Below are 13,760 nucleotides of genomic sequence, written 5' to 3' on the forward strand. Positions count from 1 at the left end.
CGCGACCTCACACTCGCGAGCGCCAGAGCAGCCAGACGAAGTAGGGCGCACCGATCAGCGAGACCAGCAGTCCGGCCGGCACCTGCGCGGGCGCGATGAGGGAGCGGCCCAGGGCGTCGGCCAGTCCCACCAGCACCCCGCCCAGCAGCATCGCCACCGGGATCGAGCGCAGGTGGCGACCACCCACGAGCGACCGCGCGAGATGCGGGGCGACCAGGCCCACGAAGCCCACCACGCCGACGGCGACCACGCTGATCGCGGCAAGCACGGCGGCGAGGCCCAGCACCAGCACACGGGTGCGCTGGAGACGCACGCCGAGCAGCCGCGGCGAGTCCTCGTCGATCGCGAGCAGGTCCAGCTCGCGGTGCAGCGAGAGCATCACGGGCACGGTGATCGCGAGCACCACCAGCACGGGGGCCACGTCGCTCAGGGTGCGGCCGTAGGTGGTCCCCGACAGCCAGGTGAGGATCCGCGGGGTGTTCCAGGCGTCGGCCTGCAGCAGCAGGAAGGTGGTCAGAGAGCTCATCGCGTAGCCCACGCCGATGCCCACCAGCACGAAGCGCTCCGGGGCGAGGCCGCCGCGCCAGGCCAGCAGCGCGATGACGGCGAAGGTGGCGATACCGGCGGCCACCGCGAAGCCGATCATCAGCGGGCGGCCGCCGCCGAGCGCGGTCACCACGATCACAGCGCCGAGGCCGGCCCCGGAGGTGATGCCCAGCAGGCCGGGCTCTGCGAGCGGGTTGCGCACGGTGGACTGGACCACGCAGCCGGCCAGGGCGAGGGCCGCGCCGGCCAGCACGGCGGCGGTCATCCGCGGCACCCGTTCGCCGAGCGCGCGGGCCACCAGGGACGGCGCGTCGCCCTGGACCCACAGCGCGAGATCCCCGGTGCGCAGCCACAGGCTGCCGGCGAGCAGTCCCAGCAGTGCGATGCCGAGCAGCGCCGCGCCACTCGCCGCGAGCACGATCACGACCTGTCGGCGGGAGCGCAGAGAGGTGCGCGCCTGCGGGGGCGGAACGCGCGAGCCGGAGTCCGGAAGCCGCCGGGCCAGCAGGATGATGATGATCGCGCCGAGCAGCGCGGTGGGGATCCCGGTCGGGACGGCGGTCGCACCCTGGGGGCCGAGGATCGCACGCACGACGGCGTCGGCCAGCAGCACCACGAGGGCGCCGATCAGGCCGCTGGCGGGGATCAGCAGGAGGTGCCGGTTCAGAGAGCGCACCACGCCGCCGAGCAGGCGGGCGAGCACGGGGGCGCCGAGGCCGACGAAGGCGATCGGGCCGGCGACCGTGACGGCGGTGCTGCTGAGCAGCACGGCGGCGAGCACGGCGATCACGCGGGTAGAGCGCACCGGCACGCCCAGGCCGGAGGCGGCGTCGTCCCCCAGCCCCAGCACGTCCAGGCGCCGGGAGAGCAGCAGTGCCAGGAGCAGCACCACCGCGATCACGGGCAGCGCCCGCAGCGAGGCGGTGAGGTTCAGCTGGGACAGCGAGCCGCTGCCCCAGGCATACAGGCCGGTGGTCTCGGCCTGGAAGAGGATCAGCAGCATCGAGGTGCCGGACTGCAGCGCCATCGCGACCGCGGAGCCGGCGAGGATCAGGCGCGTCGTGGAGGACGCCGCTCCCCCGGCGAGCGCCAGCACCACGGCGGCCGCGAGCAGCCCGCCGACGAAGGCGACCCCGCTCGAGGCCCACAGGGGAACGGCCAGTCCCAGCGCCGCCACCAGGGACAGGGCGAAGTAGGAGCCCGCGGTGACGGCGAGGGTGTCCGGCGAGGCCAGGGCGTTGCGGGAGACGGACTGCAGCAGGGCGCCGGCGCTGCCCAGGGCCACACCCACGGCCACCCCGGCGAGCAGGCGCGGCAGCCGTGAGGCGGTGAGCAGGTCGGCGATCGCGACCCCGCCCACGGTGTCCGCCCCGCCGGTGAGGTACGCCAGCAGGTTGCCGAGCCCGATCCCGGAGGTCCCCTGGGTCAGGTGCCAGGCACCGACCACGATCACGCCGAGCGCCAGCAGCACCAGAGTGGCGATCCCGCCGAGGATCCCGCCGGCCCCGACCCGCAGCGCCTCGCGGGGGCTGCGGGACGGGATCGATGCCGACGTCGGCGCCTGATCCGGGGCCGGCGGGTGCTCCGGCGCCGACGACGGGCTCGTCGCCGTCCGGCTCACGAGGCGGTCAGGATCTCGACGTAGGCATCGATGGCCTGCTCGGAGGAGCGAGGGCCGCCGAAGGTCCAGATCCCGGCGGGGAAGGCGAAGGCGCGGCCGTCCTGCACGGCGGGCAGGTTCGTCCACAGGTCGTTCTTCTCGAGCTCGTCGACGTAGTTCCCGGCGGGATCGTCGGTCGAGGTGTAGATGAGGTTGGCGTCCCCCACGGCGGTCAGGCCCTCGATGTCGGTCTGGCCCAGGCCGTAGGCGGGGTCGGTCTCGCCGGTCCACACGTTGGTCAGGCCCAGCTCCTCGCCCAGCGCTGTGAACAGGGCGCCCTCGCCGAAGGGACGGATCGTGACGTTGCCGCCGTCGACCCAGCCGTCGAAGTACACGAAATCGGTGGTGCTCAGGCCGGCGTCGGCCACCTCCTGCGTCGCCGCGGCGACGTGCTCGTCGAACTCGCTGAGCACCGCGTCGGCGCGCTCGGTGCGGCCGGTGGCCTCCGCGATCAGGGTGAACAGGCCCTTCATGGTGCCGATCGGATCGGAGGCGTCGGCCCCGACGGTCGCGAGAACGGGCACGTCGAGGCTCTCGAGCTGGGCGACGACGGGGTCGTCCTTGCCGGTGGCCTCGACGATGATCAGGTCGGGATCGGCGGCGGCGAGGGCATCGAGGTTGGGCTCCCCGCGGGTGCCGACGTCGACCGTGCCCTCGGGCAGCGTCTCGGCGGTGTCCCAGGTGGTGAAGCCCTCGACGTCGGCGACGGCGACTGGGGCGATGCACAGGGTGAGCGTGTCCTCGACCTGCTGCCATTCCAGGACGGCGACCCGCTCGGCGGGCTTGTCGAGCGTCACGGTGCGCCCGAGGTCATCGGTCACGGAGACCGGCGCGGTCGAGGTCGTGGTGGAGTCCTCGGCGCAGGAGTCGCTGATCGCGGCGGCGTCCGACGGCGCCGCGGCGTCCGTCTCGGGCACCGCGGTGGTGCCGCAGGCGGCGAGGGTCACGGCGGCCGCGCCGGCGGTGAGGGCGGCGAGGGCGCGGCGGGAAGGTCGGTTCATGTCGGGGTCTCCAGGGAGAGAAGGGCGGCCGGGGCCACGGGACGGACGGGAGTGACAGGTGAGGCGACGTGCTGCAGCTCCGACCACAGCTCGGACGGCGGCTCAGACGGCGGCGGCGACCCGGATGCCGCGCCGGCCGAGGGCCTCGATGCGCAGGCGGCCGCTGCGGGGATCGGCGGTGACATCGATGGGGATGTCGTAGACGTCGCTGAGATGCTCGGAGGTGAGCACCTCGCCGGCGGCCCCGGCGGCATGGATGTTCCCGGCGCTGAGCAGGATCACCTGGTCGGCGATGCGGGCGGCGTGGTCGAGGTCGTGCAGCACGATGCCCACGGCCGTTCCGTGGATCTCGGCGAGGTCGCGCACCAGGTCGAGGGTCTCGATCTGGTAGCGCAGGTCGAGGTGGTTGGTGGGTTCGTCCAGCAGCACGATGCCGGTGTCCTGGGCGAGGCAGGAGGCGAGCCAGACGCGCTGCATCTCGCCCCCGGAGAGCTCGCCGACCCCGCGGGCGGCGAAGACGGAGACTCCGGTCAGCTCCATCGCGTGGTCGATCGCGGCGCGGTCCGCGTCGGTGAGGCCGGCGAAGCGCCGACGGTGCGGATGCCTCCCGAAGGCGACCACATCGCGCACCGACAGGCCCTGCGGACTGGTGCGGGACTGCGAGAACAGCGTGAGCGCCTTCGCGAGCTCCTTGGCGCTGAGCAGGGCGGCGCTGCGAGCGCCCTCGGGCCCGTCGAGCAGGATCTCGCCCTCTCCCAGGGGGTGCAGGCGCGCCAGCGAGCGCAGCACGGTCGACTTCCCGCTCCCGTTGGGGCCCAGCAGCGCGGTGACGGTGCCGGGGGTCAGCGCGATCGTGACGCCGTGGACCACGGGGTGGCGGCCGTAGCGCAGATGCAGCTCCTGCCCGACGAGGGCGGGGCGGGGAGCGTGGGGCGCACGAGGGGCGGCGGAAGCAGGGGGCACGAAGGGAAGCGTAGCCTTACCTCAATACGCGCGTCGACCCTTGTTCAATTCCGTGAGCAGTCCGTGACCCGCAGGCGCCGACGGCGGACGCCTCAGCCGTGGACCGTCGGCTCCACGACCTCCGCGGGCTCGGACTCCACCTCGGTGCCGGTGACCCGACCGAGCCGGTTCATGACGTGGAAGATGGCCAGTGCGGCGATCGTGCCCAGCGCGATGCCGGTGAGCTGGATGCCGCCGAAGGTCCAGGTGACGTTGGCGATGCCGATCACGAGGGCGACGCCTGCCGTGAACTGGTTCTTGGGGCGGGAGAAGTCGACCTTGCCGTCGACCCACATGCGCACGCCCACGATGCCGATCAGGCCGTAGAGCACGAAGGTCACGCCGCCCAGCACACCGGCCGGGATCGTGAAGATCGCGGCGCCCACCTTCGGCGACAGCGAGAGCAGGATCGCCACGATGCCGGCCACCCAGTAGGCGGCGGTGGAGTACACGCGAGTGGCGCTCATGACGCCGATGTTCTCGCCGTAGGTGGTGGTCGGCGAGCCGCCGAAGCCGGCCGAGAGAGCGGTGGCCAGACCGTCGGAGGCGAGAGTGCGCCCCACCATGTGGTCGAGGTTGCGGTTCGTCATCAGGCCCACGCTCGTCACGTGACCGACGTTCTCGGCCAGCAGCACCACGACCACGGGCAGGAACATCGGCAGCAGGCCGAGGTCGAACTCGGGATGGTGGAACTCGGGCAGGCCCAGCCAGGCGGCATCGGCCACCGGCGTGAAGTCGACCTCGCCGCGCAGCACGGCGACGACGTAGCCGACGAGCACGCCCAGCAGCACGGAGACCCGGCCCAGCATCCCCTTGAACAGCGCGGTGCACAGCACCACGGCGAGCAGGGTGATCGTCGCGGTGAGCGAGGACTGCTTGAAGTTGTCATACGCCGTGGGGGCGAGGTTGAAGCCGATCAGCGCCACGATCGAGCCCATCACCACCGGCGGCATGAGCACCGTGATCCAGCGCGTGCCCACGCGGGCGACGATCAGCCCCAGCACCGCGAGCAGCAGCCCGGTGACCATCACGCCGCCGAGCGCGGCGCCCATCGAGTCCGCCTGGGTGGAGGCGGTGATGGGCGCGATGAACGCGAAGGAGGAGCCGAGGTAGCTGGGCACCTTGTTGCGGGTGATGGTCAGGAACAGCAGGGTGCCGATGCCGGAGAACAGCAGCGTGGTCGAGGGTGGGAAGCCGGTCAGCAGCGGCACCAGGAACGTCGCGCCGAACATGGCGATGACGTGCTGGGCCCCGATCCCGATGGTCAGCGGCCAGGCCAGCCGCTCCTCGGGCAGGACGATCGCGGTGGGGGCGATGGTGCGGCCATCTCCGTGCAGGCTCCAGCGGAACATGGGTCTCCCAGGGGTGTGGAGGAATGGACGGGCCTGACGGCCCGGGTGCATGCGGCCGACGGTCAGCGGCCGGGGAAGACCTTCTTGCGCGCCGTCTCCTCGGTGACGTCCGGGACCTGGTTCAGCAGCGAGACGCTGCCGGAGTCGCGGGAGCGGAAGTCGGCGAACATCCGGGCGATGTCCGGGGCACCGAACTCGTCGCGCACCGGGGCGGGCACGGTGAGCATGAGGGCGACGGCGATACCGACCGCGAGGGCGGTGCCACCGGTGACCAGGCCCGCGCCGGCGCCCGTGGCGAGCGAGTTCACGATGACGTCCAGGAAGCCGACGACCACGAGTATGAGTCCCGAGATCACGCCGTTGGCGCGGGCGGTCATCGCGGGACGCGACAGCAGCGAGGTGCGGGCGAACAGGGAGACCGCCACGAAGCACAGGCAGACGGCGGCGTCGATCAGGTGCAGGACGGTGCCGCCCGGGGCAAGCCCCGTGGTCGCGACGAGCGCTGCCAGCAGGTGCCAGAGGACGGCGGCCACGTGCAGGACGGCGCTGAACTCGAAGGCCCGCACGGTGAACACGAGCCAGTCGGTGCGGCGGAAGGAGATCGGCATCGTGCGCACGAAGGACCGGGAGATCATCAGGCCGAGCGCGGCGAACAGGAACGGCAGGTACACGAAGTCGGTCGCGAAGCTGAGCGGCGCGGCGAACTGCAGCTGCAGGGTGTTGTCCGCGAGGGCGGCCAGCGCCAGACCGCCCACGGCGGCCGTGGAGAACACGTACCAGGAGCGCTCGCGCAGCAGTGCCGAGGCGAGCACGATCCCCAGCAGGAGCACGGAGATCACCGTGTCGCCGATGGTCAGCAGCGAATAGGCCCATCCGGTGGTGAACATCCTGCCCACGATCATCACGAGGGCGAGGAGCAGGGCAACGCCGGCGCCGATCCCCACCCCGACCAGCCCGATGCGGGCCACCCGTCGGGCCCGGGCCTGCGGCAGGTATCCCTCGTGGGCACGGGGCTCGATCCCGATGATCGCGCCGAGCAGCAGCAGCGGGACCCCGATGCCCAGGCCCACGGGCGGCCCGTCCGGCAGGGAGGCGAAGAGCACGGGCAGCGAGAGGACCAGATCGGACAGGACAGTGCCCACCGCCACCAGCAGCGCCGGCAGCAGACCGATCACGCGGACCGCACGGATCGCGGTCAGCGGCGGGGCCTTGGGGATCCAGCGCAGAAGGTGCACGGCGACGAGAGCGACCAGGCCCACGCCGATGGCGATCTTGCCGACGCCGTCCACCAGCGTGCTGTGCGCGACGGTGAAGGTCGTGGTGAGCGCGGTGACCATGCAGACCAGGGCGAGCACGTCCCGCAGCGCGTCGAAGACACCGAGCTCCTTGAAGCGGTCCGGGAGCACGAGACCGTCGACCCCGCGACCGGAATCCTCGGAGTCCTCCGCGTTCGGGGTGGTCCCGGAGCGGGCGTAGGTCTGGTCCCGCGGGGCCCGCAGCGGCGAGGTCGTGCCCGGCATCTCGGAACCGCTCGTCGTCCCCGGGGAGCTGTCCGCGTCGCCGTCTGCACCGTCCGCGTCGAGCTCGATCATCGGGATCGCCCCGGTGCGGGCCTCGGGCTCGGAGCCCGCGCGCAGCGCATCGCCGTCGAGATCGCTGAGATCGGTGGTCATCTGCTCGCTGGGAGGCAGGACCGCCTCGGCGCGGCGTCGTGCGAGCAGCGGGGCCGCATAGCGGTCGAACTCGGCACGGTCCGGGAGCCGTTCGGTGGGAAGCGTCTGCGGATCATCGGTGGCGAAGATCCAGTCCGCATCCTGGTTCTCGTCGCGCCGGCGATCGCTGTCCATCGACCTTCTCTTCCGTGGTTCCGCGTGCTCGAGCCGACGGAGTCCTCCCCGTCCGGCTGCGCACTTGCGCTCCCGATCATAATTTGGCGAGCGCCCCCTCCCCCTGCGGCGCGCCGCAGGGGTCGGAGGCAGGGGCAGAGGCAGGGGTACGGCCCTGGGCTCACAGGTGCAGACGCTTGGCGAGCTCGTGGCGCACCTCGGCGCCGCGCGCCAGCTGCAGCAGCCCCAGCGCCACCACGCAGAGCGCGCCGCACAGGGCCGACGGCAGCCCGACGCTCACCCACCCCAGGGCGAGGAACACCAGCGGGGTCAGCCCGAGCACCACGATCAGGCCGCTGTAGATGATGTGCTCCCCGAGGTCGATCCGCATCAGGCGCACCACGAGGATCAGGGCGAGCAGGGACGAGGCGCACAGGATCGGCACCACGAACGTCAGCGACCAGGCGCTCCATCCCAGCAGGTAGTCCCAGTACACGCTGACCAGGCTCACGATCACCACGAGGTACACGGTGCTCTTGGCGATGTTGCGGCGCTTGTGCACGGCCATCAGAGCCACCATCCAGAGGGCGGCGATCGCGAGCCAGATCGACCGCAGCACCCCCAGCCCGGGCACGCCCGGGGTGATCAGCAGCTGCACGGCGAAGGAGGCGAGCACAACGCCGAGGGAGGCCAGCACCAGCGCTCGCAGGAGTCGTCGGCGGGAGAAGCGCAACGGGACATCCGGCAGCGGGCTCGGTGTGCGCTCGCCCACCACGGCGGCTCCGCACAGCGGGCAGCGCGTCCACTCGCCCTCGATATCGACCAGGCAGCTCGGGCACAGGCTCATCGCGTGCCCTCCCCGGCGTCCGCCAGCTCCTGCTCGGTGACGCGCGCGGCGACCACGGTGACGTCGACCCCGGAGGCGGTGAGGAGCCGTGCGAACTCGCGCACATGGTCGGTCTCCAGGAACGGGGAGGTGAAGCTGACCGTGAGCACCCCGGAATGCGAGATCGCGCAGAACTGGGGGCGCACCGCGGAGACCTGGAAGATCATTCGGTCCACGTGCACGGCGACCTCCTCGGGCAGCACCACCCGGCCCAGGTTGGAGACGGCGAGGGTGAGCCCGCGGTTGCTGGCCCGGTTGACCTGGTCGAGGATCACGTCCTTCAGGGGACGGGGCATGACGCGCAGCGCGGGCATCCGTTCGAAGCGCAGGAAGCGGCGCAGCTTCCCTTCGAGCGCCTCCGCGGTGGCGCGGGCCCGGAAGGCGCGCTCGAGGCCCCGGCTGATGGCGCCCAGGGTGTCGTCACCCCTGCCGAAGGTGTGCTCGACCCGGGTGGTCGCGAAGAAGTTCCGCGCCGACGTGGAGGGGAAGAACTGGCGCAGGTTCACCGGCACCGAGGCGGCCAGAGTGGGCGCCCGTCCCAGATCCCCGGCCGAGCGCCGCACCGACTCGAAGAACACGGCGGTGAGGTACATCGTCAGGGCGACCCGCTCGGCGCGGGCGAGGTCCAGCACCTGCTTCGCGGGCATGGTCAGCTCGACGACCCGGGTGCGGCTGTCCGGGGTTCGGGTCCCGCGCACGCGGTGCACGGAGCGCGCGGGAGAGCTCGGTGCGGCGCGATGCTCGGGGGCGTCGGTCGCGCTGAGCACGCCATCGGGGACTCCCGTCGGCTCCGCCTCGGCCTCCTGGCTGAAGGCCGCCCGCGCCTCCCAGACGTCGGCCCGCCGACGGCGCCTGCGACGGAAGTAGTGCACGAAGGAGTCGGTGGTCAGATCGTGACCGGGCTTCGCGCTCGCGGTCTCCCCTCCCGGCATCTCCCCGCCCGTCATCGCCACGGGGTCGCGCGGCGAGACCTCCAGCGTCGGGTCGATGAGCGAGGCCGCCTGCTCGTCCGACGCCGCACCGTCCGCGGCCGGCTGGTCCGCGCGCTCCGGAGGGAACCTCAGCTGCGTGTAGGCGGTCACCAGATCGGTGAGGAACCACAGGGCGCCGGTGCCGTCGGAGAGGGCGTGGAACACCTCCAGGGAGATGCGATGGCGGTGGTGCATGACCCGGAACAGCAGCGACCGCCGATCGGCCTGGTAGATCGGGGCGCAGGGAGCGGTGATCTCCTCGGTGACCATGGGCCGCAGCTCGCTGTCCTGGAGGTAGTACCAGAACACGCCCCGTCGCAGCACCGCGTGGTACAGCGGGAACTTCTCGTAGGTCTCCTCCAGCGCCTCCTGCAGCAGCTGCGGATCGACCTCGTGATCCATCTCGGCGCCCAGCCGGAACACCTTGGGGTCGACCTCGCTGCGCGCCGCGAGGAACATGTTCGAGGCATTGTCCAGCCGCACCCACCGACGGCGGCTCACGGCACGGTCCCCGGGCGGGCGCTGTCGGGACCGGCATCGGCATCTGTGCCGGCGTCAGCATCTGTGCCGGCGTCGGCGGGAAGCTCCTCGTCGAGGAAGGTGTTGATCACCTCGTAGGCGTCTCGCAGCGAGCGGGAGAAGCGGGGCAGCGTGATGAACCCGTGCAGGGCGCCCTCGACCCGATGGATCCGCACGCTGTTCCCAGCCTCGGCGAGCGCCCGGGCATAGGCCTCGCCCTCGTCGCAGAGCAGATCCAGCTCCGCCGTGATCATGAGGGTCTCCGGCTGCCCGGAGAGATCCGGCGCCATCAGGGGCGAGACCCTCGGATCGCGGCGCGCCTCGGGGTCAGGGACATACATCTGCATGTAGTCCTGCACCTCGGTGCTGGTGAGCCGATAGTCCTCGCCATGATGGTGCACCGACTCGAACGGGGAGGTCTGCGGATCGTGGTCCCAGTGGGTCACCGGGTACAGCAACACCTGGCGGCGCACGCCGCGGTGCCCGAGCTCATGCAGCCGCAGGGAGACGGCCGCCGCGAGATTGCCCCCGGCGGAATCTCCCACCAGCACGATCCGGTCCGAGCCGTCGAGATCGGCGAGGCCCGGGTCCTCGAGCAGCCGCTGCACCATCTCGTAGCAGTCCTCGAAACCTGCCGGGAAGGGATGCTCCGGGGCGAGGCGGTAGTCGACGGAGACCACCGTCGCACCGGTCAGCTCAGCCATCGTCGCGCAGGCCGGGGTGTAGCTCTCGATGTCCCCGGTGACCCAGCCGCCGCCGTGGAAGAACAGCAGCAGCTCCTCGCGGCGCTTCTCGTGCGGGTCGAACACGCGCACCGGGATGCTGCTGTCGCGGCCGCCGGCGATCGTGCGCCAGGAGGTCGAGCGATAACGGGGCCGCGGCAGCGCGGCCAGCTGTCGCTGGAGGTGGCGGACCTTCGCGTAGTCCTCGCGCATGTTCACGCGCGGCGCGGCGAACAGCCGCAGCACAGCCTTCAGCAGCGGGTTCACGCGCGACGGGCCAGATCGGGGACACGGCGTTCCATCGACCCAGCATAGACGTCGGACCTGGGCACCCAGCCCGCTCGGAGCGTCAGCGCAGCTCGTGCTTCTCCCCCGCGAAGCGCACGGCCGGCCCGCCCACGAGCCGACCGTCTCCCAGCCCCACCACGGGGCCGATCAGCAGCCGATGGGTGGCGGCGTCGACGGCCTGCTCGACCCGGATCGCGAAATGGGCGAGCACGCCGCCCAGCACCGCGTCGCCGTCGGCCGTGCGACCCACCTCGAGCCCGCTGAGCAGACCGATCAGCGGGGAGGCCGGGGTCCCGAAGCGGTCGGCGAGGTGCTGCTGGTCCGCAGCCAGGACGTTCAAGCAGAAGTGGCCGCTCTCCTCGGCCGCCTCGGCGATACGGGACATCCCGTACAGCGCCACGAGCATCGTGGGCGGATCGTAGGAGATGTCCAGATAGGAGTCGACGGTGACGGCGACGTCGTGCCCGTCCTGGCGCGTGGTGATGATCGCCAGTCCGGCCGCGACCAGGTCGCTGAGCTGCCGGTAGTCGTCCTCGTCGACAGCAGGAACGGGCGAAGGAGTGGGCGAGGGAGAGGGAGTCACGCTCAACGGGCCGTGGGGAACATGCGGGCGCGGGCGGAGTCCGAATCCATGATGACCTTGCCGAAGGGGAAGCACGTGACGGGGATCAGCTTGATGTTCGCCCAGGCCAAGGGGATGCCGATGATCGTGATGGCCTGCGCCAGCGCCGTGGCGACGTGGCCCAGCGCCAGCCACCAGCCGGCGATGACGAACCAGATGACGTTGCCGACCGTGCTCGCGGCGCCCCCGCGATGGGTGTCGACGACCTCGCGGCCGAAGGGCCAGATCACGAAGCCCGCGATGCGGAAGGACGCCAGCCCGAAGGGGATCGTGACGATGAAGATGCAGGCGAGGATCCCGGCGACCAGGTACCCCAGGAACAGGGCCCAGCCGGCCGTGAGCAGCCAGATGATGTTCAGGATCAGGGTCAGTACGGAGCGCATGACCCCACCCTAGGCACTGCCCCGCGGCGCGACCAGGGGGCGATCCCCCGCCCCGACCGGCAGGAACCCGCACCGTCCGACGGCGCGGATCCGGGCGAGCATCACGTCCACGGCGCGGGATCCGGCGTCTCGCCCCGACTACGCTGGAGGCATGCCTGCACCTGAGATCGCGCTGACCGAGCGTTTCCAGTCCGCCTTCGCCTCCGCCTTCGGGCCCGAGTACGCCGACGCGGACCCGATCATCCGACCGTCCCAGTTCGCGGACTTCCAGTGCAACGCCGCGATGGGTCTCGCGAAGCGCCTGGGGAAGAAGCCCCGCGACATCGCCGCCGAGATCCTCGCCGCCGTGGAGCTGGACGACATCGCCGAGACCCCCGAGATCGCGGGGCCCGGCTTCCTGAACATCCGCCTGCGCACCGAGTGGATCGCCGCCCAGGCCGCCGAGCTGACCACGGACCCGCGCCTCGGCGTCCCGGTGCCGGAGACGGTCGACACCGTCGTCGTCGACTACTCGGCACCGAACGTCGCCAAGGAGATGCACGTCGGCCACCTGCGCACGACGGTCGTGGGCGACAGCATCGTGCGCACGCAGGAGAAGCTCGGCCATACCGTCGTGCGCCAGAACCACATCGGCGACTGGGGCACCCCCTTCGGCATGCTCATCGAGCACCTGCTGGACGTCGGCGAGGACAGCGACGAGGCGAAGCTCCTGGAGACCGACCCCAACGCCTTCTACCAGGCGGCGAACGCGAAGTTCTCGGGTGCCGACGGCTCCAAGCACAACGAGTTCGCCGACCGGGCCCGCCGTCGCGTGCCGACCCTCCAGTCGGGCGACCCCGAGACCCTCGAGATCTGGCGGCACCTGGTGGAGCTGTCCAAGCAGTACTTCCACCGTGTGTACGACATGCTCGACGTGACGCTCACCGACGACGATCTCGCCGGCGAGTCCAGCTACAACGACCAGCTCGAGATCGTGTGCAAGATCCTCGAGGCCGACGGTCTGGCACGGATCTCCGACGGCGCCCTGTGCGTGTTCCCCGAGGGCTTCATCGGCCGGGACGAGCAGCCGCTGCCGCTGATCATCCGCAAGACCGGCGGCGGCTACGGCTACGCCACCACCGACCTCGCCGCGATCCGCCATCGCGTGGACGCGCTCGGCGCCGATCGCATCGCCTATGTCATCGGCACCGCGCAGGAGCTGCACCTCAAGATGGTGTTCACCGCCGCCCGCGATGCCGGCTGGCTGCCCGAGGAGGTCGACGTCCAGCACGTGAAGATCGGCTCGGTGCTCGGCGAGGACGGCAAGATCCTGCGCACCCGCTCCGGCTCCTCCGTGCGCCTGATGGCGCTCCTCGAGGAGGCCGTGACCACGGCGCGCACCGTCATCGACGAGATGCGCCCCGACCTGCCGGAGGCGGAGCGGGAGCAGATCGCCCACGACATCGGCATCGGCGGCGTGAAGTACGCGGACCTCTCCACCTCGCACGACGCGGACTACACCTTCGACCTGGACCAGATGCTCGCCCTGACCGGCAACACCGCCCCGTACCTCCAGTACGCGGTGGCCCGCATCCGCTCGATCAGCCGCAAGGCCGAGACGCAGGGCCTGGTCGCAGCCGACGCCCCCCGGGTGGAGAACGACGCCGAGCGCGCTCTCGCACTCCACCTGCTGGACTTCGGGCCGACGCTCACCGCCGTGGGCGCCGCCTACGAGCCGCACCGCCTGTGCGCCTACCTGTTCTCCCTCGCGCAGGCCTTCACCTCGTTCTACGAGGCCTCGCCCATCCTCAAGGAGTCCGACGAGCAGGTGCGGGCCGGACGCCTCGCCCTCGCCCAGCTCGCCGAGAAGGTGCTCGTCGAGGGGCTCGACGCCCTCGGCGTGAACGCCCCCCAGCAGATGTGATCGTCCTTCACGGGCGATGGAGGGGCAACCGGCGGCAACCCGCGCCGGTCGCCCCCTCGGGAACGGCAGGACACGTCAC

The 13,760-nt window shown here is 71.6% G+C and carries 11 protein-coding genes; 1 reads left to right on the forward strand and 10 read right to left on the reverse strand.

From position 1 onward, the window contains the following. Positions 1–7: 7 nt before the first annotated feature. The 10 genes from ABD093_RS08300 to ABD093_RS08345 all read right to left on the reverse strand — a co-directional run bounded on the left by ABD093_RS08300 (position 8) and on the right by ABD093_RS08345 (position 11,778). On the reverse strand, positions 8–2,167 hold the full coding sequence (locus tag ABD093_RS08300) for an iron ABC transporter permease (protein ID WP_343923663.1): 2,160 nt from the start codon (positions 2,165–2,167) through the stop codon (positions 8–10). Further along, positions 2,164–3,207: an iron-siderophore ABC transporter substrate-binding protein gene (locus ABD093_RS08305; RefSeq protein WP_343923665.1), complete on the reverse strand. Its 1,044-nt coding sequence runs from the start codon at positions 3,205–3,207 to the stop codon at positions 2,164–2,166. Before ABD093_RS08305 ends, ABD093_RS08300 begins: the two co-directional genes overlap by 4 nt. A gap of 102 nt (positions 3,208–3,309) precedes the next feature. Next, positions 3,310–4,170 (reverse strand): ABC transporter ATP-binding protein, encoded by an 861-nt coding sequence (locus ABD093_RS08310; protein WP_343923667.1) that lies wholly within the window; start codon positions 4,168–4,170, stop codon positions 3,310–3,312. A gap of 92 nt (positions 4,171–4,262) precedes the next feature. After that, a complete protein-coding gene (locus ABD093_RS08315; protein ID WP_343923669.1) occupies positions 4,263–5,561 on the reverse strand; it encodes a uracil-xanthine permease family protein in 1,299 nt (432 codons plus the stop codon). Between the two features lie 62 nt (positions 5,562–5,623). Further along, entirely contained in the window at positions 5,624–7,408 is a 1,785-nt protein-coding gene (locus ABD093_RS08320; protein WP_343923671.1) for a DUF7937 domain-containing protein, read from the reverse strand. Positions 7,409–7,568: 160 nt separating this feature from the next. Next, a complete protein-coding gene (locus tag ABD093_RS08325) occupies positions 7,569–8,234 on the reverse strand; it encodes a DUF6320 domain-containing protein (RefSeq protein WP_343923673.1) in 666 nt (221 codons plus the stop codon). Beyond that, positions 8,231–9,745: an alcohol acetyltransferase gene (locus tag ABD093_RS08330; RefSeq protein WP_343923675.1), complete on the reverse strand. Its 1,515-nt coding sequence runs from the start codon at positions 9,743–9,745 to the stop codon at positions 8,231–8,233. Before ABD093_RS08330 ends, ABD093_RS08325 begins: the two co-directional genes overlap by 4 nt. After that, on the reverse strand, positions 9,742–10,752 hold the full coding sequence (locus tag ABD093_RS08335) for an alpha/beta hydrolase (RefSeq protein WP_343923677.1): 1,011 nt from the start codon (positions 10,750–10,752) through the stop codon (positions 9,742–9,744). The genes ABD093_RS08330 and ABD093_RS08335 overlap by 4 nt, the downstream gene beginning before the upstream one ends. An 82-nt stretch (positions 10,753–10,834) precedes the next feature. Further along, a complete protein-coding gene (locus ABD093_RS08340) occupies positions 10,835–11,356 on the reverse strand; it encodes a flavin reductase family protein (protein ID WP_343923679.1) in 522 nt (173 codons plus the stop codon). A 2-nt stretch (positions 11,357–11,358) separates the two neighbouring features. Further along, a complete protein-coding gene (locus ABD093_RS08345; protein ID WP_193116372.1) occupies positions 11,359–11,778 on the reverse strand; it encodes a YccF domain-containing protein in 420 nt (139 codons plus the stop codon). A 151-nt stretch (positions 11,779–11,929) separates the two neighbouring features. On the opposite strand from ABD093_RS08345, the gene argS reads away from it, so the two are divergent. Further along, complete coding sequence (argS, locus tag ABD093_RS08350; RefSeq protein WP_343923681.1) at positions 11,930–13,681, forward strand: arginine--tRNA ligase; 1,752 nt, start codon at positions 11,930–11,932, stop codon at positions 13,679–13,681. The last annotated feature ends 79 nt before the right edge of the window (positions 13,682–13,760 follow it).

The sequence above is a fragment of the Brachybacterium tyrofermentans genome, from assembly GCF_039526165.1.
Lineage (GTDB): Bacteria > Actinomycetota > Actinomycetes > Actinomycetales > Dermabacteraceae > Brachybacterium > Brachybacterium tyrofermentans.